Here is a 24727-nt window from a genome sequence, read left to right as displayed (position 1 = left end):
TGATTACATCGAGATGTTCTACAACGTAAAACGCCGCCATGGTTTCAACAATCAGCTGTCACCGGTAGAGTTTGAAAAGCGTTACGCAATGAGCTTGCAAGGTGTCTAGAGAATCCGGGGCGATTCACGAGTGTCATTGAAAAGTTCGAGAGCGAGCAAAATTTATTCCTTGTGGTCGTGCGAGAGTGGAGGGAAATACTAGCCACCTATCGCGCGAATCTTCAAACTTACGTCTACAGTTTCTCATTCGAGAGGGTGAGACGTGAGGTAGCCCAAGCTGAAATCGACTACGGTACTAAACTAAGTGGAGTGCTAGGGGACATTGCCGGAAAAATGCTTGCCCTTCCAATATCGTTGGCAGGCTTAATAGCGCTAGAGAAGTCCACGTCGAGCTTCGAGAGCTTTATCCTTGTCCTAGGATTGGCAGTGGTTTCAGTGATTCTACTTGCGGTTTTGCATAATCAAATATTACAAACGAAGCGTCTGCTTCATAGCTTCGACGTCATCTTTGATGACTTCAAAGAAAAGATAAAAACCTACCCGCTAAAACTGCAGAGCTTGCTCAGAATTACGATCAATCAGGTCGACAAGCAAGGGCGAACGTTGGCAATGACTTTTCGCTTACTTAAAGCGCTTTCTTTATTGCCAATCATAGGGGCTTTTTTGCTATCTATTTTCAAATATTGGAACGAGTTAGTATGGTTATTAATGATCTTACTATCGACCATTTTTTCTGCGCCCAACGTGGATCCGATATTTTTGAGCCCGTAAAGGCTCGTCTACTGACATATAAACGTTAACTGCTTAGGAAAGAGGACGTTATGCCTGCACTTAATTTCGAGGAAATTGCACCCGCTCATATCGGGGGGAACCGTGACCAGTTTGAACTATTTGCGCGCGACTTTCTTGAAGCTGAAGGTTTTACCGTAGTCGATCAGCCTGATCGCGGTCCTGATGCTGGACGCGATTTGATTGTGAAGGAGGTCAGGGATGGTCCTGGGGGACAAACAGAGATTCGCTGGCTTGTAAGCTGCAAGCACAAAGCGCATTCAGGCAATGCAGTCCTTCACTCAGAGGACACGAACTTCCGTGATCGAATGGAAACGCATGCCTGCAGTGGCTTTATCGCATTCTATTCCACACTTCCAGGTAGCAGCCTCTCTGTTCACTTAAAGGCCTTGCAGCCGATTTATAGTTTGCTGACCTTTGACAAGGAGTCGATAGAACACAAGCTGCTTGACTCTCCTAAGGGGCGCGCACTTGCTGCTCGTTACATGCCTTTATCTTTTCAACGTTGGGTGGTTTCCTCGCAGTACGCAACTGTACCGGTTACTCCTAGTCCTATACATGATCGTTTTTTCCTTCGACAACCACATTCAGACCTAGAGAGCGCATTGGAGGAGGCAACCGCTCGCAACGCTTTAGTTTTAATTGTGGTTTATGACGAAGATCATTCGCAAAGAAGCCGATTGAACTATTGCTTAGGCTATTTCATGGAGTGGGAGACCACAAAGCGGTTGGTAGACGAGCACTTTGTATGCGTCCTTGGACCAAGTTCATCTCCTGCATTGGGGGCTCTTGTGCCTGAAGGTGACCCGTTAGAGGAGTGTCGTCTGATCGTGATGACCTCTAGCCAGAAAGTCATTCGATCCGAGTCCGTCTACGCGAGCCCCTCGGTGGGACGCGAACGGATCCTCGCCACGATTAAAACTTCTTCGCAGGTTTCTTGAAAAAACGACGGCTTCATTGGCTAATCGGAAAAGAGGTAGGCAATCTGCCGGTGATATGATCTATCCAAAGCGAGCGGGAAACCGCTGTTGTCAAAATATTTTGTCAAAAACGGCGCTCGGTTAGATCAGTTTCACTGACAGGTGTCAAAATACTCACTTGGCACACTTGCTCAAGCAAGCCTTGGTACTCCCATTTTTCCGGGCCGCTGGTGTCACAATATTTTGTTCGGCACCAAAAATGGCTCCGCTCCTACCCTCGACCCTACAACGGGCCGCTCAGGCACGGAAAGCGAGGTCCCTCCTTTGGGGGATCCTCGCGCCTGATGGACGAACACTGAGCAAAGCTCTCAATTACAGGTGGAAATCGCCCGCAGCCTCCGGCTGGTAAAGCACTTTCCGGATCTCAATCCGGCGGGTCCGATCAGAAATTCGCCAGTCGATGGCGTCCCCCTCCTGATAACCCAGGATGGCGGCGCCGATGTCGGAAGACACGGAATGCTTCCCTGCGTTGCTGTCCGCGTCTTCAGGGTAGACCAAGGCCACTTCGATCTCTTCGTCGTCCAGCTGCAGCAAGGTCCTAGAGTTCATCGTGACGACATTGCTCGCCACCTGCTGCGGCTTGACGACAATGGCTCGCTCAAGCTCATGTTCGAGTTCAACAACGGCTGGGCCTTGCTCGAGCGCGATTAGACTCTCGAGTCTGGCCTTGTCGATTTCAGTGATATAGATCCTAGTGGAGTCGCCAACGGTACCTTCGCGCAAGAACTGGAGATAGCGCCCCGCCGTCATGGAAAATGACTTCAATGTCGGCGTTTCGCGCTCAAGCACAAAGCCGCTGCGCAGAAAGGCTTTCAGCGAGCGCGCGTTGTCCGGGTGGATCTTGGCGATGAGCTTCTTGGCCCGCATGTCGAGGAAGGCCAGTTTCATGCCTTCGCGGATCGTGCGGGCGCCAAGGTTTCGGCCCCATTTGTCGCTGTCTCCGATGACCAGGACCATCTCGCAATTTGAGCCGGTCTTGATGAGACGGACAAAGCCCACCGGGGCGTCATGCCGGTCATAGGCCATGAAGAATCGGCCGCCCTGATTGAATAGATGGGTCAGGATCGGCGACTGAGTCCGATCGATGACTTGCTCGATGGAGCGGGAGACATGACGCGAATCGCTCAGATAGCAGGTAACGCGCTCATCTTTCAACCAATCCATCAGCGTCAGTGCGTGTGCCCGAGTAATTTCTGGGCACAGCGAAATGAAAGGCTTGTTCATCTTCACCACAGTTATTCGTAAAGGATGAAAGCCCTTCATGGCGATGGCCATGACGGTTCTTTCGGCAACCGGCTATTTTAAGCCATTACGCGAGTAATGCCGAACAGCCTGGAGAGTTCGAGGAAAACCATCGTTGCAGCCCAGGCTGCGATTTTTTTATCCAGCCCGAGGACAGGCAATGGACCGTTTTCAGGAAATGCAGGTGTTCATGGCTGTGGCCCATGACCAGGGCTTCGCGGCGGCAGCCCGGCGCCTTGGGCTGTCGGCTGCCAGCGTGACCCGGGCGGTGGCGGCGCTGGAAGCACGGATCGGCGCGCAGTTGCTGATACGCACCACCCGCACTGTGCAACTGACCGAGGCCGGGCAGCGGTACCTGGAAGACTGCCGACGAATTCTCGCCGACCTTCAGGACGCCCAAGAGTCCGCGGCGGGTAGCCATGCCGAGCCTCGGGGGCAATTGACGATTACCGCGCCGGTGCTGTTCGGCGATTTGTATGTCACGCCGGTGGTGGTGGGTTTTCTGGAGCAGTATCCGCAGGTCAGCATCCATGCATTGCTGGTCGACCGGGTGGTGAGCCTGGTCGAGGAGGGTGTTGATGTGGCGGTGCGCATTGGCGAGCTGCCCGACAGCAGTCAGTACGCAATTGCGGTCGGTGAGGTACGCCGGGTGGTGTGCGGCTCTGCCGACTACCTCAGGCGTTATGGTCGCCCCCAGCACCCGGAGGACCTCGGTCGCGCGCGGATTATTGCCACATCGGCCATCGGTCAGCAGCGCAGTTGGCCTTTCATGGCAGCGGGCGCCTCGATAAGCGTGCGCCTGGAACCACGCATGGTGGTGACGGCCAATCAGGCCGCCATTACTGCGGCGACGCTAGGCCTGGGGTTGACCCGGGTGTTGTCCTATCAGGTGGCCGACAAGGTGGCGGCCGGTGAGCTGGAAATCGTCCTCGAGGATTTTGAGCTGCCGCCGTTGCCCATCCATGTGGTGTACCAGGGGGGGCGCAAGGCGCCGGCGCGGGTGCGCTGTTTTGTCGACTACGCCGTGCAGGCACTGCGCGAACATCCAGCATTGCGCAACTGAGGCACTATTGCAGTGGGTGAAATGACGGATTGCCTTTTCTGGTGATTCTGTTGTTTTTTCACCTGACGCAAGATGGACTTCGTCAGCGCCGTTCGCTCCTGAGCGGCGCGATTTACCCCAGGAGTCGATCATGCACAGCATCAAACTCTACAACTTCCCTCGCTCCGGCCACGCCCATCGGGTGGAGCTGATGCTGTCGCTTCTGGATTTGCCCACCGAACTGATTTTTGTCGATCTGGCGAAGGGGGAGCACAAGCAACCCGATTTCCTGGCGTTGAATGCGTTTGGCCAGGTGCCGGTGATCGATGATCAAGGCGTGGTGCTGGCCGACTCCAACGCCATTTTGCTGTACCTGGCGCAAAAATATGGCCAGGGTCGTTGGCTGCCTGCCGATCCTGTGGGGGCTGCCCGGGTGCAACGCTGGCTGTCGGTCGCCGCCGGGCCAATCGCCTATGGCCCGGCCGCCGCACGCCTGATCACAGTCTTTGGCGCCTCCCATAACGCGCCAGAAGTGATCGCCCGCGCCCACGCTCTGCTCAAGGTGATGGATCAGGAACTCGCCACCTCCCGCTACCTGGTAGGTGAAGAGCCGACCATTGCCGATGTCGCCGGCTACAGCTATATCGCCCACGCCCCGGAAGGCAATGTTGCCCTGGACGAGTACCCCAGCGTGCGCGCCTGGTTGGCGCGAATCGAAGCGCTGCCGGGTTTCGTGGCCATGCCCCGCACCGTCGCCGGCCTGCAAACCGCCTGAAACTGCGCCAGGTGCGCAGGGGAGTTGTGTGATGGAGGTTTCACCCTGGCATGCAGGCGAGCGACAGTTGCAAGCCATCGTGGGCGTTGCCGAACGCATGGAGGCGTTCGGGCCCAAGGTGATCCGCACCGAGATGCCGGAGCAACATCGCCGGTTCTATGCCCAGTTACCCTTCATGCTGTTCGGCGCAGTCGACGCTCAAGGCAATCCCTGGACCAGCCTTCTCGAAGGCCCGCCCGGTTTTGCCCATTCTCCGGGACCTGCGCGGTTGCGCCTGGACAGCTTGCCCAGTGTCGATGACCCGGCTCAACTGCGGGCTGGCGCGACCATCGGGTTGCTGGGGATCGAACTGCACAGCCGGCGGCGCAACCGCCTCAATGGCCGGGTGCTGACGGTGGACGAGTCGGGGTTGAGTGTTGCGGTCGAGCAGGCCTTCGGCAATTGCCCACAGTACATTCAGCTACGCCAGTACGAAGCCGTGCCGCTGGCCGATCCCTCCATGCGCATCGCGCAACACCTGGAGGCCCTGGATGACGCGGCCCGGGCGCTGATTCGCACAGCCGATACCTTCTTTGTCGCCAGCTATGTGGATGTGGATAACTCACGGTCTGTGGATGTTTCCCACCGCGGCGGTGCGGCCGGCTTCGTTCAGGTGCAGGGCAACCGCCTGACCATTCCCGATTTCGCCGGTAACCGCCACTTCAACACTTTGGGCAACCTGCTGCTCAATCCCCGCGCCGGACTGCTGTTCATCGATTTCACCACAGGCGATGTGCTGCAGCTCAGTGGGCGTACCGCGATCATCCTCGACGGGCCGCACGTGGCGACCGTGCAAGGCGCGGAAAGACTGTGGACGCTGGAGGTGGAGCAGGTCGTACGGCGTCCGGCGGCGCTGGCTTTACGCTGGCACCGTTCAGGCGTAGGACAGTGACCTCTCGGCCAGCACTTGCTGGTACAACGCGGCCCACTGGCGACCCATTTCATCGGCGCTGAACAACTGCCGATAGCGGGCTTCGGCCTTGACGCCCATGACGGCGGCCTGTCGTGGGTTGTCCCACAGGGTGGCCATGGCCTGGCGCAGGGCTGGTGGATCGCTGGGTGGCACCACCAGCCCGGTTTCGCCGTGACTGTTGATGTAGCTGGTACCGGTACCGATTTCGCTGGAGATCATGGGTTTGCCATACATCGCGCCTTCCAGCAGCGAAATGCCAAAGGCTTCCGAGCGCAGGTGCGAAGGAAAGACAATGGCGTAGCTCAGTTCCAGCACGGCGGCCTTGTCCTCATCGTCGAGGCGACCGAGGAACTGGATATTGCGCAGACCCAATGCGGCGGCTTGGGCGTGCAACTCGGCCTCCAGTGGCCCGGCACCGACGATCACCACCGGGTAGTCGACGCCCTTGAGTGCCTCGAGCAGGATGTGCAGCCCTTTGTAATAGCGCATCACCCCGACGAACAGGAAGAAGCGCTCGCCCAGGCGTTCCCGCCAGCGGGCCATACGCTCGGGGTCGGATTTGGGGTAGGCGGCCTTGTTCAGGCCATAGGGAATGACCCGGGTCTTGTCCGGGAATTTCTTCAGTACGTCACTGGTATGCAGGTAGTTCGGTGAAGCGACGACGATCCGGTCGGCGCTGGCCAGAAACCGTGTCATCAGGGGCTGGTAGAGTTTGAGCAGAAGCTTTTGCCGGATGATGTCCGAGTGATAGGTCACCACGCTCGGTTTATTCACGCCACTGAGAAAATGCACCACATCCATGAACGGCCAGGGGAAGTGATAGTTGATCACGTCCGCTTCGGCGGCCAGCTCCCGAAACTGTTTGAGCACGCTGTAGGAGAACCCGGTGGAGGCAACCTGCACATCGAGTTTGGCCCGGTGCACCTGGTGCTGGCCAAACGGGATAACCGCCGGTACGGGGTTGGCGCTCAATGTCAGTACCTGGCTCTGGATGCCATGGGCGGCGCCACTTTCACAGAGTTCGAACATCACGTGTTCGATGCCGCCGACGGTTTCCGACAAATAGGTTTTATAGAAATGTAGGACGCGCATTCAACCTCCCAAAACCTGGCGATAGGCGCGCGCGGTGAGCGTCGCACAGCGATCCCAGGAAAAAAGCTTCGCCTGTTGCAGCCCGGCTTCTCGGCTTACCTGCCAATGCACTTGATCGTCGGCCAGCCGGCGCATGGCATCACGCAAGCCGTGCAGGTCTTCGGGTTCAATATAGTTGCCCGCAGCCCCCGCGACCTCCGGCATGGCCGAGCGTCGGGTCAGGATGACTGGCGTACCGCTGGCCATGGCCTCCAGCACGGGCAGGCCAAAGCCTTCATAGATCGATGGAAACACCAGGGCCAGGGCGCCGGCCATCAGGTGGGCGACATCCTCATCGGGCAGGTACCCGAGCAGGCAGACATGCCCGCTGGCCAGGCCCTTGCGCAGTTCATCGTCGAGCTGCTGGGCCTTCCAGCCGGCCATCCCGACAATCAGCAAGGGCAAACGCTGGCGCAGCGATTCCGGCAGTTGGGCATGGGCGCGCAGGGCCAGCCCCAGGTTCTTGCGCGGCTCCAGGGTACCGACACACAGGAAGTAGCCACGTGGCTCGACCCCGTGAGCCTGCAGTACCTGGCGCAAGGCTGGGTCGGTACGTGGATGAAAGCGTGGGGCGACGCCCAGGGGGGCGACAACGAAGCGCTCCGGGCCCAGGCCAAAGTACGCTTGCGCCTCATCGGCAATGAATTGGGAATCGGTGAGGATCAGGCGGGCCTGCTTCATCCCCTGTTCCAGGCGTCGTTCGATTTCTTTCAAGCGTGCCGCCGGCTGGGTGGCGGGGTAGTGCACGTGCGTCAGGTCGTGCAGGGTGACGACCGTCGGCCCCTTGAATGCCAGCGGCCACAGGCTCGGTTCGTGGTACAGCTCGATGTTGCCGGGGCACCCCTGATCGAAGCGTCGTTGCTCCAGCCAGCGCCGTGCCTGATACGCACCGGGGATCTGCCGCAGCACCGGACTCAGCCGTGAGTAACCGGGCATCGCGGCGCTCGGTAGCTGGGAACTCCAGCCCCAGCCGTGGAACAACGACAGGGTGATGTCCGGCTCCTGGCCGAGGGCGTTGACCAGCTCCGCCAGGTAATGGCCAATGCCCGTGCGTGGCGCCTGCAGGATTCGCGCATTAAGAGCAATCTGCATGCTGCCTCTCAACCGCCGTCGGGGTCTTGCGCACCTGGCGCAGGACGCGCTCCACCAGTTGCGCACTGGCCTCGCGCCAGCCGAGCCAACGCCACTCCTTGACGTCGCGCTGCGCCGGGAAGGTGCCGGTGGTCTCCATCTGCGTCATCAGCTCGACCAGGGTCTGCGGCTGATCCAGGTCGAAATACGCCATGAACGGACCACCGATCTCGCGGAACACCGGGATGTCACTGCCCATCGCCGGCAAGCCGCGTTGCATGGCCTCCACCAGCGGCAGGCCGAACCCTTCGACATAGGACGGGAAGACCAGCGCGGTGGCGTTGGAGTAGGCGTACTCCAGGCTCTTGTCGGTGAGCGCATTGAACATGAACAGGCGTTGGTTGAGTTGTGGGTGCTGGCGGATCCGCTCGATCAGCGCATCGCATTTCCAGCCAATACGCCCGGCTATGCACAGCCGGGCGCGCGAACCTTTGGCCCAGGCCAGCTCGAAGGCATCGAGCAAGTAGGCGTGGTTCTTGCGCGGCTCGATGGTGCTGACCATCAGGTACACCGGGTCCTTGTTCTTGAACATCTGCTTGAGGGCCGGCTCCACCGGCAACGCGTCGTTGCACAGGTCCAGCTCGCTGCCCAGGTGAAAGTAGTCGAACCAGCGTTGCGCCACCTGTTCGGGGCCAACGCGACGCAGCATTTCATTGCGTACCTGATCAGCAATGGTCGCGGAAATGGCCACGTAGCCGTCGGCGGTTTTTGCGATCCAGTCGAACCAGTCGTTGAACACCCGCACCAGCCCGGCGTCGCAGAACTGCGGGTGGGTCAGCGGGATCAAGTCATAGATCACCGAGACAATGCCCACGCCATCGCGCTTGAGCTGTTCGGCCAGGGGGAAAAAGTCGGCGTGCCAGGAAGAGTCCAACAGCACCAGTTGATCGCCCGCCTGATGCTGCAAGGGTTGGCAGCGGGTGGGGATTTCCTGGCGTCTGAGGCAATAGTTGAGTAGCCGGATCGGCAGGCTCAACGCGGCAAATGCCGCCAGCCGGCAGCCCACATACAACACGCGGCGAGCGAACCGGGATTGGCGAAACGGCGTGCGCCGCTCCAGCGAGCGGTGCATCAGCCAGAACCGGTTGGCGAGCTGCTCCAGCCGTACGCGCACGCCCATCAGGTCCAGCTTGGGCACCTTCAGGGGCGCCAGGCTGGTCACTTGATACAGCGCGCCCTTGAGCATCACCACGGGAATGCATTCGACTGCCGGGTTGTTTTTTGGCAGCTCGGTAATGACATTGCGCACCACGCGCTGGATACCCGAGTTGGCTTCAGGGTGTTCGAACACGTAGGTGCATTCAACCAGCAGTCGCGTCATGGGGCGATCTCCGGTGCCTTCGGTTGTGCCGGGGTGTCTGATGAACGGGTGATGCTGGTATGTGCCTCCAGCCACGAGCAACCGACAAAGTCTTCCTGGCGGTTGTTGATCACGTGGAACACCAGGCCGTAATCGCGCCATTCGAAGTTGCGGTCCAGGTGCGAGTCCAGGCGTGACAGGCTCAGGGCCACGGAATAGTTCCCCTTGCCCAGGCGCATGGGGAACGCAAAGCGGTAGGTCACCCGTTCGCCGGCGTGCAGGTCGCTCAGGGCCTGGTCGAGGCGGTGAGTGTTGATGCCGTACATCGCCTGGCCAAGGCGGTCCTTGATCATGAAGCCCAGGACCAGGCGCTCGATGTCCTGGCGCACATCCACCTGCACCTCCAGCACCATGGGCTGGCCGACTTCGGCGACCTCCACCGAGCGCTGGCGCTGGTCCAGCAGGCGCACGCTGTGGATGGTCGCTTCACCGGTACCGGAGATGGTTTGCACCTGGCCGTTGGCGAGCATTTCCTGGCGCACGATCTGGCCTTCGCGCTCGGCCAGCATGGCGTTGTAGTAGTCCATGACTTCTTCCGGCTTGCCGTGCATCGCCATGCGACCCTTCTCCAGGAGGATCGCGGTGTCGCAGATCGACTGGATGGCCGAGCGATCGTGAGACACGATCAGCAAGGTGGTGCCGGCGCGGCGGAAGCTGCGGATGCGTTCGAAGCTTTTGTGCTGGAAATAGGCATCCCCGACCGACAGCGCTTCATCGACGATCAGGATGTCGGGCCGGCGCGCAGTAGCAACACTGAACGCCAGGCGCATCTGCATGCCACTGGAATAGGTGCGCACCGGGTGATCGATGGCCTCGCCAATCTCGGCAAACCCTTCGATTTCCGGCATCAGTGCCTCGATTTCCTCGACCTGCATGCCCAGCAACTGACCGGCCATGTAGGCATTCTGCCGACCGGTAAAATCCGGGTGAAAGCCCATGCCCAACTCCAGCAGGGCCGCCACGCGGCCTTGCAGGTGAATCTGTCCACAGGTGGGCTGGGTGGTGCCGGTGATCATTTTCAGCAGGGTACTTTTGCCCGCGCCGTTGACCCCGACAATGCCCACGGCTTCACCGGCCGGAATTTCGAAGTCGACGCCTTGCAGCACCCAATGCTGTTCATGGCGAGGACGGGAGAAGGGCACCAGCCATTCAATCAGCCGGCTCCAGCGGTTCGGGTATTGTTTGTAGGCCTTGCCCAGGCCAGTGACACGTATGGTTCCCATCAGAGCTCATCCACCATTTCACCGACACGCTGGCGGAAAAGCCGCAGCCCCATCGCACAGAACAGCAGGCCGATCACCAGCACGGGGGTCAGCGAACTCCAGTCCGGCCACTGGTTGTAGAGAAACACGTTCTGGTAGCTGTGCATCAAAGCGGTCAGCGGATTGAGCGCCAGGACGCGCTGGATGCCCTCGGGCAGGATCGACATCGGGTAGACGATGGGCGTCAGCCAGAACCAGAACTGCAGGAGGATGCCGAAGAATTGCCCGACATCCCGGAAGAACACATTCAGCACACCCAGAATCATCCCCAAGCCGGCCGAGAACATCACCTGCAGGGCCAGCAACGGCACCAGCGCCAGCAACGCCATGCCGGGCAAACGCCCGCTAATCAGCAAAAAGCCGAGGAACAGGCCGAGGATGATCGCGAAGTTGATCCCGGCGTTGAGCAGCACAATCACCGGCAGGCAGATCCTGGGGAAGCTGATCTTCTTCAGCAGGTTGGCGTTTTCCAGGAACATGCTCTGGCTGCGCAGGGTGATCTCGGAGAACAGGCCCCAGGTCAGCAAGCCGGCGCACAGGTACACGCTATAGGCCAGCCCGTCCTCCACGCCCGGCAACCGGGCGCGCATGATCTGGGAGAAGATCACCGTGTAGACCACGATCATCGACAGCGGGTTGAGCACCGTCCACAACGCACCGAACAGGGAGTTGCGATAACGCGACTGGAACTCGCGCTTGACGCTGCCGAGGATGAAACCCCGGTAGCTGCGCAGCGAGCGATAGAGGTTGAGCAGCATTCAGACTGTCCTGCCGTACTGATCTTCGAAGCGGACAATATCGTCCTCTCCCAGATACTCACCGCTTTGCACTTCAATGATGACCAGGTCGATGACCCCAGGGTTTTCCAGGCGATGCTTGTGGCCGGCGGCGATGAAGGTGGACTCGTTCTTGGCCACCAGGTGCGAACCCGATCCGTTGTTGGTGACCTTGGCCATGCCTTCGACCACGACCCAGTGTTCGTTGCGGTGATGGTGCATCTGCAACGACAGCTTGGCCCCGGGCTTGACCACGATGCGCTTGATCTTGAAGCGCGGGCCTTCTTCCAGCACGGTGTAGGTGCCCCACGGACGGCTCACGGTACGGTGCAGGCGGTAGCTCTCGTGCGCCTGGTCCTTGAGCTGCTTGACCACCTTGCGCACGTCCTGTGCCCGGTCGGCGTGAGCCACCAGCACCGCATCGGCGGTGTCGATGACAATCAAGTTATCCACACCCACCGTGGCGACCATGCGCCCGTCGCTCTGCACGAAGTTGTGGTGGCTGTCGATGAACAGGGCTTCGCCACTGGCGCGGTTGTTCTGCGCATCGGCGGCGATCAGGCTGCTGACCGCGCCCCAGGAGCCGATGTCGCTCCAGTCGAAGCTGGCCGGAACCACCACCACGTTGGCGGAGCGCTCCATCAGGGCATAGTCGATGGAGATATCGCTCATCTGCTCGAAATGGCTCGCCGATAGCTCCTGCTGCAGGCAGCCGCCGGCTTCCACCAGGGTACTGGCCGCCAGGCAGGCATCTGCCTGCTCCAGCAGCTCGGGGGCATGGACTTGCAGTTCTGCCAACACGCTGGCGACCGAAAAACAGAACATGCCCGAGTTCCACAGGAAATTGCCGCTCTCCAGGTAGTGGGTGGCGGTCTGCAGGTCGGGTTTTTCCTTGAACTGCGCGACCCTGGCCGCCCCGTGTTCGTCGAGCAGGGGGCCACGTTCGATGTAGCCGAAACCGGTCTCGGGGGCAGTCGGGACGACGCCGAATGTCACCAGGTGGCCGCCCTCGGCCAGGGCCACGGCATGCTTGACCGCCGCCCGGAAGGCCTCTTCGTTCTGGATCAGGTGATCGGCCGGCATCACCACCATAATCGCTTCGTTGCCGTGCAGGGCCTGCAGTGACAGCGCCGCCGCGGCAATGGCGGGGGCAGTGTTGCGGCCCATCGGCTCGAGCACGAAGTGACCACGGTGATGACCCAGGTGGGCTTCCTGATAGTGATCCTTGCTTTGAAAGTAGTAGTCGCGGTTGGTCACGGTGACGATATCGCCGTGGCTGCCCAGCAACGAGGCCGCGCGCCGATAGGTCTTGCCCAGCAGCGTCTCGCCATCGGGCAGGGTCATGAACGGCTTGGGGTGACCTTCACGCGAAACCGGCCACAGGCGCGTCCCGGCGCCGCCGGAAAGAATCACAGGTATCAGCATGACCTACTCCTTGGCGACGCGTTTGATGTCCGCTTCCATCATCATGCGGATCAGGGTCTGCAAATCGGTTTTCGGTTTCCAGCCCAACAGCCGTTGCGCCTTGGCCGGGTTGCCCAGCAGCACATCGACTTCGGCCGGGCGGAAAAACGCCGGGTCGATCTTCACGAAGTCGCGGTAGTCCAGGCCCACATGATCGAAGGCGATCTGGCACATCTCGCGCACCGTGGTGGTGACGCCGGTGGCAACCACAAAGTCGTCGGCCTTGTCCTGTTGCAGCATCAGCCACATGGCTTCGACATAGTCACCGGCAAACCCCCAGTCGCGCCTGGCGTCGATGTTGCCCAGGCGCAGTTCGTGCTGTTTGCCCAGCTTGATGCGGGCGGCGGCGTCGGTGACCTTGCGGGTCACGAACTCGATCCCGCGCAGTGGCGACTCGTGGTTGAACAGGATGCCGCTGCTGGCATGCAGGTTGAAGCTTTCGCGGTAGTTGACCGTGATCCAGTGGCCGTAGAGCTTCGCCACACCGTAGGGGCTGCGCGGGTAGAACGGGGTATTTTCGTCCTGTTGCTCGGCCTGGATCAGGCCAAACATCTCACTGGTCGAGGCCTGGTAGAAACGGGTGTGTGGACTGAACTGACGGATCGCTTCGAGCAGGTGGGTCACGCCCAGGCCGTCGACAATCCCGGTGGTCACGGGTTGGTCCCAGGACGCCGCGACAAAACTCTGCGCCGCCAGGTTATAGACCTCATCGGGTGCTGACGTGATCACCGCGCGCTGCACCGAGCAGGCGTCGGCCATGTCGCCGTCCAGGTAATGGATATCGCCCTCCACACCCATTTCCCGCAGGCGCCAGCGCGAATCGCTGCTGCGCCGTGCGACCAGGCCAAAAACCTGATAGCCCTTGTCGAGCAACAGTTTGGCCAGATAGGCGCCATCCTGGCCGGTGATCCCTGTGATCAGTGCACTTTTTGTCATTCTTGTCGTACCCGTGACTCCCAGTCGGACAGGATCGCCCGCAAGGATTGTTGTGTTGTAAGTTCAGGCGTCCATCCTGTGGTCTGGTGCAGCCGGGCATGGCTGCCGCAGACGCGACGCTGCTCTGCACGGCGAAGGCGCTCAGGGTCTTGAATCAGTTGCACCTCGACCTGGGCCAGGTCGGCCAATTGCTCGATCAGCCCGCGTACGCTCTGCTCGACGCCGGAGCAGATGTTGTACACCTGCCCGGGTACCCCCTTCGCCAGCAAGGCCAGGTAAGCCGACACCACATCCGCGACATCGAGGAAGTCGCGCGTCACGTCGATATCGCCGACCTGCAGTTGCGCCGATTGCAGGCCTTGTTTGATCCGGCAGATCTGCCGGGCAGCACTGGCAACGACAAAGCTGTCCATCTGCCCAGGACCAATGTGGTTGAACGGGCGCGCGACCAGCATCGGCCAGCCCTCGGTCATGCCCCATTGCAGGCACAACAATTCCGCTGAGAGTTTGCTCACTGCATAGGGGTTGCGCGGGCAGGGTGGCTGGTGTTCGTCAATCGGCAAGGCGCTTTCGCTGACCTGGCCGTAGACATCGCCCGAACTGACATACAGGAAGGTGCCGCTGAAACCGCGGGCCTTGAGTGCCTGCAACAGGTTCAGGGTGCCCAGCAGGTTGACTTGCAAGGTATTGGCCGGGTTGCGGAAGGCTTCGGGAACGAAGGTTTGCCCCGCCAGGTGAATCACCGCGTCCGGCAGTTCCGGCCACAGGCCTTCGAGACTTGTTGGCTCGCGCAGGTCGTAGCCCGGGGCAACGGGGAGCAGTTGCCACGGCGAGTCGACAGCGTGCAGGCGTGATTGGATATGACGGCCGACGAATCCATTAAGGCCTGTAACGAACAGACGCTTTTTCAAGCAGCAGCCCCTCAATCGGTAAACTTTGCCATACCCCAGTCTTTTCGTTGGGCGAGCCTGAAAAGTGCTTCTGACTTTTCGGAAGGTTCTGAATATGCAAAGTCGTTGTTGTAGTTGTTTGCGTCAATCTGTGCCAATTGCGCGGCAATTTCAACAGGTCTTAACGTGACCGGGCAGTTCTCGTCAGGACCGTCGGATTTATTCACCGACGGTGTTCACGAATCCCCAACGGATGTGTTTAGAATGCCCCTCAGCACGATTGCCCAGCGATCAGCAAAGTGGTCATTCGACCACACAAAGCTGACCACAAAAACAAGAACGTAGACGGGCATGCAGGCGCTGGACGAACTGCGCTATGGCGGGTCGATCCAGAGCTGTGCCGTCATAAGAATGAGGCTGCCCACAGGGCAGTTTCAGCGTGGGATGCCATGAATTTCATTCTTTACTCGGATGTGAACGACCGCTCGATCAGCCAGAGCCTCGGCCGTCCTGAATACAGCTACTACTTCGTCCTCAAGGCTTATCGTCCGGTCCTTGAGAGCCTGGGCCGGGTCCATGTGGTGGAGGCGGTCAGCGACGTCGACCCACTGTTTCGACGCCTCGCCGCCGAGGGTGAAGAAAGCCTGTTCCTTTCGTTCGCACCGCCGCACAAGACCCCTACCGACCTGAGCTGCCCGACGACCTGCGTGGTTGCCTGGGAATTCGACACCATCCCCACCGAGCACTGGGACAACGACCCCCGCCAGGACTGGAGCCGCACCTTGGCGCAGCATGGCCGGGTCATCACCCTGTCCAGCCATACGGCGCAGGCGGTGCGTCGGGCCTTGGGCGAAGATTTCCCGGTGCTGGTGTTGCCGACCCCGCTCTGGGAACGGTTTGCCGACATTCGCCAACTGTCCGCGAGCCAGCCGGTCAACCCCGGCACCACCTTGCAGACCCTGGGGTGCATCATCGACAGCCGTACGCTGGGGCTGTCGGCGGACGGCCTGATCGCGCCGATCGTCGCTGAAGCTGAGCCGCAACCCGAGCCTGAGCCGCAACCCGAGCCGGAACCCGACGTCGTGGCCCCGGCGCCACCGCTGACCTGGCGTCGCCGCCTGTTCATCGCCAAACATTACCTGCGCCAGAGTCTGCGCGAGGCTGCCGGCCAGCCCGTGCGCCGGCAGTGGTTGATCTTTCGCCATTACCTGCACCAGACCTACGGCGAAGGTTTTCGTGATCTGCTGCCGCAACGCTTGCGAGCACACCTGCGCGGCGGGCGACCTGCCGCCGAAGTAGCGCCGCCCGCCCCGGTGGTGCAAGTGCTGCAAGCACCCCCAGCGCCCCAGGAGCCGGTCGAGGATGCACACCCGCAAGCGGTGTTTCCCGACACCCATCAGGTGGTCGAAACCCAGGTCGAGGGAGTGGTGTACGTCAGCGTGTTCAACCCCGATGACGGGCGCAAGAACTGGCACCAGTTGATCACCGCTTTCTGCTGGGCGATGCGCGATGTCGAAGACGCCACTCTGGTGTTGAAGATGACCCAGAACGACCTGTCCACCTACTACGTACACATGCTGACCCTGCTGTCGCAGCTGTCGCCTTTCAGCTGCCGGGTGGTGGTCATGCACGGCTACCTGGACGACCCGCAGTTTGCCCGGCTGTACGGCGCCGCCAGTTTTTATGTCAACGCCTCGCGCTGTGAAGGGCTGTGCCTGCCCCTGATGGAGTTCATGGCCTGTGGCAAACCGGTGATCGCGCCGCGGCACACCGCGATGCTGGACTACATCGACGACCGCGTGGCTTTCATCGTCGACTCCAGCCAGGAGCCAACCGTGTGGCCGCAGGACAGGCGGATCCTGTTCCGCACCGTCTATCAGCGTCCGGATTGGGGATCGCTGAAAAACGCCTACTTGGCCAGTTATCGCATGGCCAAGGAGCAGCCCGAGCGTTACCAGGCGATGGCCAGCGCGGCCAGCGAGCGGATGCGCGACTACTGCAACTTCCCAGGGGTGCAACAACGCCTGGCGGACTTCCTGCAACTGCAACAGCCAACCCGCCCGGTGCTTGAGTCGCCGGTCGCGTCCGCAGGGGCGAGCTCATGCTAATCATCATCCATTCGGAAACCAACAAAAGTAACATCGAGCAGAACCTTGGCCGTCCCGAGTACAGCTACTACTTCGTGCTCAAGGAGTTCCGCCCGGTACTGGAACGGCTGGGGCAGGTGATCGAAGTCAGCCACCCCGACGAACTGGTCGACCGCCTGTATTTCGACTGCCAGAGCCGCGGCGAAGACTGTGTGTTCCTGTCGTTCTCGCCGCCCCATCGCACCCCGATCCACTACGCCTGTCCGACCATCCCGGTGTTTGCCTGGGAGTTCAGCACCATTCCCACCGACACCTGGCACGGTGAACCCCGGCACGACTGGCGCCTGGTGCTGGACAAGGTCGGCGCTGCGATTACCCATTCCAGTTTTACCGTGACCGCGGTACGTGATGCCATGGGCCCCGACTATCCGATCAGCGCGATTCCGGCGCCGGTCTGGGACCGTTTTGCCGGGCGCGGGCGCACTCTCGGGCAGCCGCCGGTGGCCGAACAGGTCAGGCTCAGCCTGCGGGGCCTGCTGATCGACAGCCGCCACCTGGACCTGCGCCCCTATGGCCCGGTGGCGCTGCGTGAAGGCGAGCCGATGGATTTCGACGCGCCTGTCGGCGAGCACGCGTTGGTGCTCGACGGGGTGATCTACACCTCGGTGTTCAACCCCTACGATGGGCGCAAGAACTGGCAAGACATGCTCAGCGCGTTCTGCACCACGTTCCGCGAGTGTGCCGATGCGACCCTGGTGCTCAAGCTCACGCACCACGACATCGCCGACGCCTTGAACGACATGCTGCACCACTTGTACAAGAACCAGGACTACCGTTGCCGCATCGTGTTGATCCACGGCTTTCTCGCCGATGCGGACTATGAGCGCCTGGTGCAGGCCACCCGCTTTGTGGTCAACAGTTCATTCGGCGAAGGCCAGTGCCTGCCGCTGATGGAGTTCATGTCCTGCGGCAAACCGGCGGTGGCCCCGTGCAACACGGCGATGGCCGATTACATCGATGGGCAAAACACCTTCATCGTCGACTCGACCGACGAACTCACCGCCTGGCCCCATGACCCGCGCGCCGCCTACCGCACCCTGCGGTACGTCACCAATTGGGATTCGCTGTGTTCGGCCTACCAGGCCAGCTATCAAGTGGCGCGCCACGATGCGCCACGCTATGCGCGCATGTCGGCCCACGCCGTCAGTCGTCTGCAGGCGTTCTGCAGTCAGGCGGCTACCGAGCAGCGCTTGCAGGTGTTTCTGGCAAACGTGATCGCCCAGGCGAAACACCCATGATGGGCCGTTTGCTCGACTGGCTGCGCCCTGCGGCCGCCCCGGTAGCGGAGCCGGAACCAGTACCAGTCCCGGCGGTATCGCCGCGAGACTGTGGTTTCACCGACGCGGTACTCGACGGCTGGTTTCTCGGCGCCACTGGGGAGTTGCTCAAAGGCTTTGCCATTGGCGCCGACGACACCCTGCTCGACGTCGGTTGTGGCGAGGGTGCGGCGACTTTGTTTGCGGTACGCCAGGGCGCCGCGGTGATTTTTACCGACAGCGAACAGGACAAAGTCCGCGAGCTGGCGCGACAGGTCGATGCCATGACCCAGGCCCCAGCCCTCGGCCTGGTCAGCAACAGCCTGCCGCTGCCGCTGGCGGACGGCTGTGCGAGCAAAGTGGTGTGCATGGAAGTGCTGGAACATGTCGATACCCCCGAGCAGTTCATGGCCGAGCTGGTGCGCATGGGCCGTCCCGGTGCGCAGTACTTGCTCAGCGTGCCCGCGCCGGTGGGCGAACACCTGCAACAGGGCATCGCGCCGGCCGCCTATTTCCAGGCACCGAACCATGTGCAGATCTTTTCCCATGAACGGTTTGCCGCCCTGGTCGAAGACGCCGGGCTGATCATTGAACACCGCCAGGCCACCGGCTTCTTCTGGGTGATGGGCATGATTTTCTTCTGGGCCAGCGAGCGTGCAGCCGGGCGGGATATGGCGGGCGCGGTGCGTGACCGGATTCAGGCGCCTTACCCGCCCCTGATGGAAGGCTGGGCCCGCACCTGGCATGACTTGCTGATGCAGCCCGACGGGTTGGCCATCAAGCAGGTGCTGGACCAGTTCATGCCCAAGAGTCAGGTGATCATCGCGCGCAAGCCCATGGCCGGCGACGTAACGCCTGGGAGCGCGGGATGAGTGACAAGCGGATCATGGACATCGAACTGCTGCGCGGCATCGCCGTGCTCGGGGTGTTGTTTCATCACCTGCAAGACAGCCTGTTCACCGGGCAGGTCCCACTGCTGCAGGCGATCCATGCCCTGGGCCAGCCCTGGTGGGGCGTCGATCTGTTTTTCGCGATTTCCGGTTTTGTCATCGCGCGCAGCCTGATCCCCGCATTGCAGGGTTGCAGCACACGCCAGGAGTGCTGGGAGCAGACCCGCAACTTCTGGTTGCGGCGTGCCTTTCGGCTCTTGCCATCGGCCTGGTTGTGGCTGGCGCTGATGCTCCTGGCCTGCCTGTTCATCAACCGCTCAGGCGCCTTCGGCACCCTGGCCGCCAACCTGCAGGCGACGCTGGCCGGGGTGTTGCAATACGCCAACTTCCGCTTCGCCGACAGCTTCTTCCACTATGAGTACGGCACCAGCTTCGTGTACTGGAGCCTGTCGCTGGAGGAGCAGTTCTACCTGTTGTTTCCGCTGTTGATCATGGTCTGCCGCAAACACCTGGTGTGGGCCTTGCTGGCCCTGGTGGCGGTGCAACTGCTGACGTTGCGCACGCCGATCCTGATGGTGATCCGCACCGACGCGCTGGCGCTGGGGGTGTTGCTGGCCATGTGGAGTGCACAACCGTCCTACCGCCGTTGGCAGCCGACCTTCCTGTGCCGGCCCTGGGCAGGTATCGCGGTGCTGGTGGCGATTGCCTTGCTGATGAGCTTTCTGGCAACCGATCGTTTTACCTTCACCTCCTACCGCATCGGCGCCATCGCGGTGCTCAGTGCGGTGCTGGTCTGGCTGGCGTCCTACAACGGTGACTACCTGATGCCGCCAGGGCTGTTCAAGCGGGTGATGACCTGGATCGGCAGTCGCTCCTATGGCATTTACCTGATTCATATCCCGGCCTATTGCCTGGTGCGCGAGTTGATCTTTCGCTTGCAGGCGGCTTCTTTGCCGAGCCCGGCCGGCCACCCGATCATCACGTTGTTGCTGGCGTTCGGCCTGATCGTGCTGTTGAGCGAGCTCAACTTTCGTTTCATCGAAATGCCCATGCGTAATCGCGGCGCGGCGTTGGTCAAACGCTTGAGTACGTCTCGAGCGGCCACCCCATCCCCAGGAGTCACCTCATGCTGAGCCTGTTGAAGAAGCTGACGGGGGGCGCTGTTGCCCCCGCGGCGGCCTGTCCACCCGCGCCACCTGCGGCAACGCCTGCGCCGGCACCCAAGGTCGATCCCTACATGCTGGGCCTGCGCGATGCGGTGCTCAGTGGCTGGTTCAACCAGCAGACCGGCGAACTGTTCACCGGCTTCCCGGTGACGGCCGCCGACACGCTGCTGGACGTGGGGTGTGGTGACGGTGGCAACGTGCATTTCTGTGCCACCCGGGGGGCGCACATCATCATTGCCGACATCGACGCGGCCAAGGTCGAAGCCACTCGCCTGCGCCTGGGCGATACCATCGCGGCCAGCGTCGAGTGCCACGTCACCGACTGCGCGCCGCTGCCGATCGCCGATCAGACGGCGACCCGGGTGGTGTCCACCGAGGTCATCGAACACGTCGACGACCCGGCGCAGTTTCTCGCTGAACTGGTGCGCGTCGGCAAGCCGGGCGCGCTCTACCTGCTGAGTGTCCCGCACCCCAGCTCGGAAAATCTGCAGAAAGACATCGCCGCCCCCGAGTACTTCCAGAAGCCCAACCACATCCGCATCATCAGCGAGGATCAGTTCAAGCAGATGGTCGGCGACGCCGGGCTGGAAGTGCTCAGCCACAGCCAGTACGGCTTCTACTGGTCGCTGTGGATGATGTTGTTCTGGGAAGCCAAGGTCGACCTGGGCAGTCCCGACCATCCGTTGCTCAACCACTGGACCGAGACCTGGGCGGCGGTTCTGGAGTCGCCGCGCGGCGCGCAGATCAAGCAGGCGCTGGATGGCGTGGTCGCGAAAAGTCAGGTGATCATTGCCCGCAAGCCATTGGCTGCGTAGGCTGACGAACCGGCCCGGCTGTGTGTGGATGTTGGTCTGTAGGAGCGAGCTTGCTCGCGATGGACATTAACGATGACGCGTGTTGTCTGAAGCAACGTGTCGCTCCCGAGTTTTTCGCGAGCAAGCTCGCTCCTACACCCCCATACCCAGCGGGCCAGGTCAGTCTTTCAGCCAAAGGCCCTTAATGTCAGCGATTTATCTTCTGCGTCGTGCGCTGTTGTTCAGCCTCGCGCTTCTGGGCGGTTGCCAGCAGTCGGCCGCACCACCCCTCGATCAACAGCTCTACATCTGGCAGCGCCAATGGACCCCCGCCCATGCCGAGGCGCTGGCGCAATCGCGTGCCGATTTTTCCACCCTGCGGGTCCTGGCCCTGCAGACGTATCCACAAGGTGGCTGGCGCCGAGCGCAGATCGATGGGCCGCTGCTGAAGAACGATGGCCGGCCGCTGATTGCGGTGGTGCGCCTGGATGGCCAACTCAAGCACCTGGACCCGGTCGATACCACGGCGCACATCCTGCAACTGGTTGCCGATTGGCAGGCCCTGGGCCTGACGCTGGCGGGTGTGGAGATCGACCACGATGCCGGGACCGCTCGTTTGCCGGCTTATCGCGAGTTCCTGCTGGGTTTGCGCCAGGCCTTGCCCGCCTCCTTGAAGCTGAGTATCACCGCCTTGCCCGCCTGGCTCGACAGTCCTGAGCTGGCGACCTTGCTGGCGGCGGTCGACAGCAGCGTCCTGCAGGTGCACGCGGTGAGCCGTCCGGAGCTTGGCCTGTTCGACCCGGTACAAGCCAAGCAATGGGCCGAGCGCTGGAGCCGGATCACCCGGCAGCCGTTTTACCTGGCATTGCCGGCCTATGGCATTGCCTTGCTGCCGGGAGAGGGCGGGGCGCCCCTGGTGGAAAGCGAAGTGCCGATCGAACGGGTGGGCCAGCGTCGCGAGCTGATGGCCGACCCCCAACAACTGGCGACGTTGGCCAGCCAGTTACGTGCCGAGCTACCGCCACATTTAGCCGGATTGATCTGGTTTCGCCTGCCGCTCAAGGGCGACCGTCGCGCCTGGAGCCTGACAACCCTGGGCGCCGTGGCGCGCGGTGAGCCACTGCACAGCCGCTTGGTGTTGAACCTTTCCGGCCAGCAAGGTCTGTACGACATCGTGGTCAGCAATGACGGCAACCTCGACGGCACCTTGCCGCAACGGGTAACGCTGACCGTCAGCCAATGCGTCGCTGCGGATGGGCTCAATGGCTATACCGTACAGCAGACGCCTGGCCAACTGAGCTTCAGCCGCCTCAGGGACGGCCGTTTGCCCGCCGGTGCCGAACGCACCCTGGGTTGGGCACGCTGCACACACATTGATCAAGGAGGTTCACATGTATTCCCGTAACTGGCCGCGGCATTTGCTCGCGTTGAGTCTGTTTTTGCCGCTGGGCACTGCCACCGCCTGTGGGCCGGACTTTCCGCTGCGCCTGCTGGGCGATCGGGCGATGACCCTGGGTGAGTTGCCGGAAGGCAGCTTCCAGTTCGAGGTCAATCGCCTGGGCAAAGTCATCGCCGGCCTGAAACCGGCGGCGGCAACCGGCATGAGCCGCGATTACGACAGTGATCTGGACCCCTACGTACAAGCCCGGATCCATGCGGAACAGCTGGGGCTGACCGACGCGCAGCGCGCGCAGGTAACCCGGCTGCGAACCCTGCCGGACGCGCACCAGGTGATGGCCGAAAGTGCCGGCCTGGCTCCGGAGCTCAGTCTCTATACCGCGGGCGCGGTGGCGTTCAACGCGGGGGATGCGACCACGGCAGCCGACTACTTCCGCCAGGTACTGGCGCTCCCGGCCGATCAGCGTGCCCTGCGCAGCACCTGGGCCGCGTACTCGCTCGGCCGGGCATTGATGGCCATCAGTCAGCAGGCCAGCGAGCAGAATGAACCCGTCAGCCAGGACGCCTTGCAGCAGGCCCGGCAGGCCTTTATCCAGGCCCGTCAACTGAGTGTCGACGGCTTCAGCGACCCGCTGGAGCTGGGTATCGCCAGCCTCGGCGAAGAAGCGCGACTGGTGCGCCAGGCGGGTGACTGGAACAGCGCCGTCGAGTTGTACGCGACCCAGAGCCGGCAAGGTTCGCCGGTCGGCTACAGCTCCCTCAAGCAATTGATCGATGAGCTCAATGCCATGCCTGAGGCGCAGCTCATCCCCTTGCTCGAAGGCAAGGCGGTCCAGCAATTGGTCACTGCGGCACTGATCAGCCATGTGGGCTGGTCCTTCGGTGAGCAACCGCCGGCAGAACAGAAAATCATCAAGGCCCTGGTGCAGAGCACCACCGGCAGCCTGGACAATGCTGACCGCTTGGCGGCGTTGAATTACCAGATCGGTGACTACGCCACCAGCAAAACCCTGCTGGAGCACGCCGGCGACGGCGGCCTGGCCTGGTGGCTGCGGGCAAAGATGGCGCTGCGCGACGGCGACAAAGCCCTGGCGGCCAGTGCCTATGCCAAGGCGGCCAAAGCCTTTCCACAGGATGAAGACTGGGGCCTGCGCAACACTGCCAGCGGTGACTATGAAGCGCTCAAGCCCGGCTGCCGGGTCGAGGGTGAAAGTGCCTTGCTGGCATTGGAGCGCGGCGACTACCTGCAGGCATTCGAGCAGCTGTACCGCAGCCAGGACCTGTATTGGCAGGATGCCGCGCTGGTCGCGGAGCGGGTGCTGACGGTGGACGAACTCAAGCAGTTCGTCGACCAGCAGGTGCCGGCCCCCACGCCATTGACCCAGGAGCAGCGCGACAACTACGAGCCCTTGTCGGTGGCCGCGCGCTTGCGCGACCTGCTGGGTCGGCGTTTGCTGCGCGAAGAGCGCTATGCCGAGGCCGCGGCGTACTTCGATAACCCCGGGCTGCAAGCGTTGGCCAAGGAATACGCGGGCTTGCGCGAAACCGCACAGTCGAGCTGGTGGCCGACCAAACGCGCCGTCGCCTTCTATGACGCGGGCCGGTTGGCCCGGGAACACGGCATGGAGCTGATCGGCTACGAGATGGCCCCGGACTTCGCCACCTTCGAGGGTAACTTCAGCCTCGACATCCCCGAGATCAAGGCCGCCCCCCTGATCGCCCTCGGCGAGGTCCAGCGTCAGCAAGCCAGCGTCGCCCAGCCAGACGAGCGCTTCCACTATCGCTACGTCGCCACCGGGCTGGCGAGCCAGGCCGCCGACCTGCTGCCCCATACCAGCCAGGCTTTCGCCGCGGTGCTGTGCAAGGCCTCGGGTTGGGGCACGGGGCTGGAGGACCAGCGCGCGTTGTACCGGCGTTACGTCGAGCAGGGGCCTTATGTGCTGTGGGCAGAGAACTTTGGGCAGCAGTGTCAGGAGCCGGATTTCGCCGCCGCCAACCAGCGTTACGTGACCCAGGCGCTGGACAACGTGCGTTCGGACCTGCGGCCGTACAAGCGCGTGCTGCAGGTCGGCGGGCTGCTCCTGGTGGCGGTTGTCGGCCTGTTGTTGCTACGGCGCCGGCGCCAGGCTTCCTGAACCCGCGTTGGTATCAGTTTCCGCGTACCCCGCGTTCGGCTCACAGCCAGACGCGGGGTTCCACGTGGAACATGTGGGCTGGACGAGTTGTGAGCCATCGGCTTTATCGAACTGAAATCAAAAATGACAGTCAACCGCAGTGAGGGCGTGCCTGTGCAGTTGGTTAAGTCGATAGCCAGCTAATTTTTTACGATGGTCTACCCTCTTTTCA

At 61.7% G+C, this 24727-nt stretch carries 22 protein-coding genes and 1 pseudogene; 13 read left to right on the top strand and 10 right to left on the bottom strand.

From position 1 onward, the window contains the following. From AACY45_RS10655 to AACY45_RS10645, 3 genes are all read left to right on the top strand, one after another. Window positions 1-109 (top strand): IS3 family transposase (locus AACY45_RS10655; protein WP_146427598.1); only part of this gene is annotated, 109 nt, incomplete at its 5' end. Between the two features lie 146 nt (window positions 110-255). Continuing rightward, window positions 256-771 carry a hypothetical protein gene (locus AACY45_RS10650; RefSeq protein WP_339545415.1) on the top strand — a complete coding sequence of 172 codons (516 nt, stop codon included), beginning with the start codon at window positions 256-258 and terminating at the stop codon, window positions 769-771. A gap of 50 nt (window positions 772-821) precedes the next feature. Then, on the top strand, window positions 822-1730 hold the full coding sequence (locus AACY45_RS10645) for a restriction endonuclease (RefSeq protein ID WP_339545414.1): 909 nt from the start codon (window positions 822-824) through the stop codon (window positions 1728-1730). 351 nt (window positions 1731-2081) lie between these two features. Here AACY45_RS10645 and AACY45_RS10640 read toward each other — a convergent pair whose 3' ends face one another. Beyond that, window positions 2082-3044, bottom strand: coding sequence for a bifunctional GNAT family N-acetyltransferase/nucleoside diphosphate kinase regulator (locus AACY45_RS10640; RefSeq protein ID WP_339545413.1), 963 nt, complete (start codon window positions 3042-3044; stop codon window positions 2082-2084). 127 nt (window positions 3045-3171) lie between these two features. On the opposite strand from AACY45_RS10640, the gene AACY45_RS10635 reads away from it, so the two are divergent. The 3 genes and pseudogenes from AACY45_RS10635 to AACY45_RS10625 form a co-directional block, all read left to right on the top strand. Continuing rightward, entirely contained in the window at window positions 3172-4074 is a 903-nt protein-coding gene (locus tag AACY45_RS10635) for a LysR family transcriptional regulator (RefSeq protein WP_339545412.1), read from the top strand. A 130-nt stretch (window positions 4075-4204) separates the two neighbouring features. Then, window positions 4205-4828 (top strand): glutathione S-transferase family protein, encoded by a 624-nt coding sequence (locus AACY45_RS10630; protein WP_339545411.1) that lies wholly within the window; start codon window positions 4205-4207, stop codon window positions 4826-4828. 31 nt (window positions 4829-4859) lie between these two features. After that, a pseudogene (locus tag AACY45_RS10625) lies at window positions 4860-5750 on the top strand (pyridoxamine 5'-phosphate oxidase family protein); the annotation flags it as partial. Here AACY45_RS10625 and AACY45_RS10620 read toward each other — a convergent pair. Genes AACY45_RS10620 through AACY45_RS10580 form a run of 9 tightly spaced genes read right to left on the bottom strand, consistent with a single transcriptional unit; the run spans window position 5742 to window position 14957 of the window. Then, the gene (locus AACY45_RS10620) at window positions 5742-6872 is read right to left on the bottom strand and encodes a glycosyltransferase family 4 protein (protein WP_339545410.1); all 1131 of its coding nucleotides are present in this window, start codon (window positions 6870-6872) and stop codon (window positions 5742-5744) included. The pseudogene AACY45_RS10625 and the gene AACY45_RS10620 overlap by 9 nt on opposite strands. Further along, entirely contained in the window at window positions 6873-8003 is a 1131-nt protein-coding gene (locus AACY45_RS10615; protein ID WP_339545409.1) for a glycosyltransferase family 4 protein, read from the bottom strand. After that, complete coding sequence (locus AACY45_RS10610) at window positions 7987-9363, bottom strand: glycosyltransferase family 4 protein (protein WP_339545408.1); 1377 nt, start codon at window positions 9361-9363, stop codon at window positions 7987-7989. The genes AACY45_RS10615 and AACY45_RS10610 overlap by 17 nt, the downstream gene beginning before the upstream one ends. Then, a complete protein-coding gene (locus tag AACY45_RS10605; protein WP_339545406.1) occupies window positions 9360-10625 on the bottom strand; it encodes an ABC transporter ATP-binding protein in 1266 nt (421 codons plus the stop codon). The genes AACY45_RS10610 and AACY45_RS10605 overlap by 4 nt, the downstream gene beginning before the upstream one ends. Beyond that, window positions 10625-11422, bottom strand: a complete 798-nt coding sequence (locus AACY45_RS10600) for an ABC transporter permease (protein ID WP_339545404.1) — start codon at window positions 11420-11422, stop codon at window positions 10625-10627. The genes AACY45_RS10605 and AACY45_RS10600 overlap by 1 nt, the downstream gene beginning before the upstream one ends. After that, a complete protein-coding gene (locus tag AACY45_RS10595) occupies window positions 11423-12865 on the bottom strand; it encodes a mannose-1-phosphate guanylyltransferase/mannose-6-phosphate isomerase (RefSeq protein ID WP_339545403.1) in 1443 nt (480 codons plus the stop codon). It lies immediately after the preceding gene. Between the two features lie 3 nt (window positions 12866-12868). Beyond that, window positions 12869-13840, bottom strand: coding sequence for a GDP-mannose 4,6-dehydratase (gene gmd / locus AACY45_RS10590; protein ID WP_339545402.1), 972 nt, complete (start codon window positions 13838-13840; stop codon window positions 12869-12871). Continuing rightward, complete coding sequence (locus AACY45_RS10585) at window positions 13837-14751, bottom strand: GDP-mannose 4,6-dehydratase (protein WP_339545401.1); 915 nt, start codon at window positions 14749-14751, stop codon at window positions 13837-13839. Before AACY45_RS10585 ends, gmd begins: the two co-directional genes overlap by 4 nt. An 11-nt stretch (window positions 14752-14762) precedes the next feature. Then, window positions 14763-14957 (bottom strand): hypothetical protein, encoded by a 195-nt coding sequence (locus tag AACY45_RS10580; protein ID WP_339545400.1) that lies wholly within the window; start codon window positions 14955-14957, stop codon window positions 14763-14765. Between the two features lie 222 nt (window positions 14958-15179). Between AACY45_RS10580 and AACY45_RS10575 the strand changes: the two genes are divergently transcribed. From AACY45_RS10575 to AACY45_RS10545, 7 genes are all read left to right on the top strand, one after another. Beyond that, window positions 15180-16838, top strand: a complete 1659-nt coding sequence (locus tag AACY45_RS10575; RefSeq protein WP_339545399.1) for a glycosyltransferase — start codon at window positions 15180-15182, stop codon at window positions 16836-16838. Further along, the gene (locus tag AACY45_RS10570; RefSeq protein ID WP_339545398.1) at window positions 16832-18115 is read left to right on the top strand and encodes a glycosyltransferase; all 1284 of its coding nucleotides are present in this window, start codon (window positions 16832-16834) and stop codon (window positions 18113-18115) included. The genes AACY45_RS10575 and AACY45_RS10570 overlap by 7 nt, the downstream gene beginning before the upstream one ends. Continuing rightward, the gene (locus tag AACY45_RS10565) at window positions 18112-19005 is read left to right on the top strand and encodes a class I SAM-dependent methyltransferase (protein ID WP_339545397.1); all 894 of its coding nucleotides are present in this window, start codon (window positions 18112-18114) and stop codon (window positions 19003-19005) included. The genes AACY45_RS10570 and AACY45_RS10565 overlap by 4 nt, the downstream gene beginning before the upstream one ends. After that, window positions 19002-20156 carry an acyltransferase family protein gene (locus tag AACY45_RS10560; protein WP_339545396.1) on the top strand — a complete coding sequence of 385 codons (1155 nt, stop codon included), beginning with the start codon at window positions 19002-19004 and terminating at the stop codon, window positions 20154-20156. Before AACY45_RS10565 ends, AACY45_RS10560 begins: the two co-directional genes overlap by 4 nt. Continuing rightward, window positions 20150-21004 carry a class I SAM-dependent methyltransferase gene (locus AACY45_RS10555; RefSeq protein ID WP_339545395.1) on the top strand — a complete coding sequence of 285 codons (855 nt, stop codon included), beginning with the start codon at window positions 20150-20152 and terminating at the stop codon, window positions 21002-21004. Before AACY45_RS10560 ends, AACY45_RS10555 begins: the two co-directional genes overlap by 7 nt. A 184-nt stretch (window positions 21005-21188) precedes the next feature. Next, window positions 21189-22388: a DUF3142 domain-containing protein gene (locus AACY45_RS10550; RefSeq protein WP_339545394.1), complete on the top strand. Its 1200-nt coding sequence runs from the start codon at window positions 21189-21191 to the stop codon at window positions 22386-22388. Next, on the top strand, window positions 22375-24516 hold the full coding sequence (locus AACY45_RS10545) for a hypothetical protein (protein ID WP_339545393.1): 2142 nt from the start codon (window positions 22375-22377) through the stop codon (window positions 24514-24516). Before AACY45_RS10550 ends, AACY45_RS10545 begins: the two co-directional genes overlap by 14 nt. Window positions 24517-24727 lie beyond the last annotated feature (211 nt).

This window comes from Pseudomonas sp. RA_35y_Pfl2_P32 (genome assembly GCF_963970735.1).
Classification (GTDB): Bacteria; Pseudomonadota; Gammaproteobacteria; order Pseudomonadales; family Pseudomonadaceae; genus Aquipseudomonas.
This window is presented reverse-complemented; position numbering and strand designations above follow the sequence as displayed.

Coding starts and splice junctions, on each gene's coding strand:
- AACY45_RS10645 (WP_339545414.1), top strand. CDS start 822: ATGCCTGCACTTAATTTCGAGGAAATTGCACCCGCTCATATCGGGGGG.
- AACY45_RS10640 (WP_339545413.1), bottom strand. CDS start 3,044: ATGGCCATCGCCATGAAGGGCTTTCATCCTTTACGAATAACTGTGGTG.
- AACY45_RS10635 (WP_339545412.1), top strand. CDS start 3,172: ATGGACCGTTTTCAGGAAATGCAGGTGTTCATGGCTGTGGCCCATGAC.
- AACY45_RS10630 (WP_339545411.1), top strand. CDS start 4,205: ATGCACAGCATCAAACTCTACAACTTCCCTCGCTCCGGCCACGCCCAT.
- AACY45_RS10620 (WP_339545410.1), bottom strand. CDS start 6,872: ATGCGCGTCCTACATTTCTATAAAACCTATTTGTCGGAAACCGTCGGC.
- AACY45_RS10615 (WP_339545409.1), bottom strand. CDS start 8,003: ATGCAGATTGCTCTTAATGCGCGAATCCTGCAGGCGCCACGCACGGGC.
- AACY45_RS10610 (WP_339545408.1), bottom strand. CDS start 9,363: ATGACGCGACTGCTGGTTGAATGCACCTACGTGTTCGAACACCCTGAA.
- AACY45_RS10605 (WP_339545406.1), bottom strand. CDS start 10,625: ATGGGAACCATACGTGTCACTGGCCTGGGCAAGGCCTACAAACAATAC.
- AACY45_RS10600 (WP_339545404.1), bottom strand. CDS start 11,422: ATGCTGCTCAACCTCTATCGCTCGCTGCGCAGCTACCGGGGTTTCATC.
- AACY45_RS10595 (WP_339545403.1), bottom strand. CDS start 12,865: ATGCTGATACCTGTGATTCTTTCCGGCGGCGCCGGGACGCGCCTGTGG.
- gmd (WP_339545402.1), bottom strand. CDS start 13,840: ATGACAAAAAGTGCACTGATCACAGGGATCACCGGCCAGGATGGCGCC.
- AACY45_RS10575 (WP_339545399.1), top strand. CDS start 15,180: ATGAATTTCATTCTTTACTCGGATGTGAACGACCGCTCGATCAGCCAG.
- AACY45_RS10570 (WP_339545398.1), top strand. CDS start 16,832: ATGCTAATCATCATCCATTCGGAAACCAACAAAAGTAACATCGAGCAG.
- AACY45_RS10565 (WP_339545397.1), top strand. CDS start 18,112: ATGATGGGCCGTTTGCTCGACTGGCTGCGCCCTGCGGCCGCCCCGGTA.
- AACY45_RS10560 (WP_339545396.1), top strand. CDS start 19,002: ATGAGTGACAAGCGGATCATGGACATCGAACTGCTGCGCGGCATCGCC.
- AACY45_RS10555 (WP_339545395.1), top strand. CDS start 20,150: ATGCTGAGCCTGTTGAAGAAGCTGACGGGGGGCGCTGTTGCCCCCGCG.
- AACY45_RS10550 (WP_339545394.1), top strand. CDS start 21,189: ATGTCAGCGATTTATCTTCTGCGTCGTGCGCTGTTGTTCAGCCTCGCG.
- AACY45_RS10545 (WP_339545393.1), top strand. CDS start 22,375: ATGTATTCCCGTAACTGGCCGCGGCATTTGCTCGCGTTGAGTCTGTTT.